General features: G+C 32.2%; 1 protein-coding gene. It reads right to left on the bottom strand.

All coding sequences use genetic code 11. From position 1 onward, the window contains the following. On the bottom strand, positions 1-503 hold a 503-nt coding region (locus tag ACYVJE_RS23160), incomplete at both ends, for a hypothetical protein (protein ID WP_461146148.1).

The following is a 503-nucleotide window of genomic DNA, read 5'->3' as shown; positions in this document are numbered from 1 at the left end:
AGACATATCATTCTCAATAGTTAAAGTTCCATCAATATTTATTTGGGGTTCTTTTAAAATATAAACCCCTTTAGCTCCAGCAGGCTCAATTCCTTTTCTTCCTTGATAAAAAGGCTTTTCGTGATTAAGCATGTGTTCAGCAAGAATATCTAATTCTGATGAATTTTCTAACGTAAGCCAAGCTGATTGAATATCGTTGGGTGATACAGGTTTGGCTTGAAGCTCTTTGAAAGTTATGCTTCGTTCAACATTAGACCATTTAGCATGCGAATCAAATTTTACTGTTTTTCCTAAATATTCCCATTGATAATAAGAGTTCATAGGATAGATCATTGGGGTTCCTTTTTTTACAAAAATTGCCATACTATTAATTGTAAATAGATTTATGTTAGAAAAGTCATCGACTCTTTCAACAGAAAAAGGAACATTTTGATTATTTCTTGTAATAGAAAACTTTCTAAAGCCCTCACCACCTTTTGTTGATTTTAAGAAAGAGGCTGGTA

Source organism: Salinifilum aidingensis (assembly GCF_054782015.1).
This window is presented reverse-complemented; position numbering and strand designations above follow the sequence as displayed.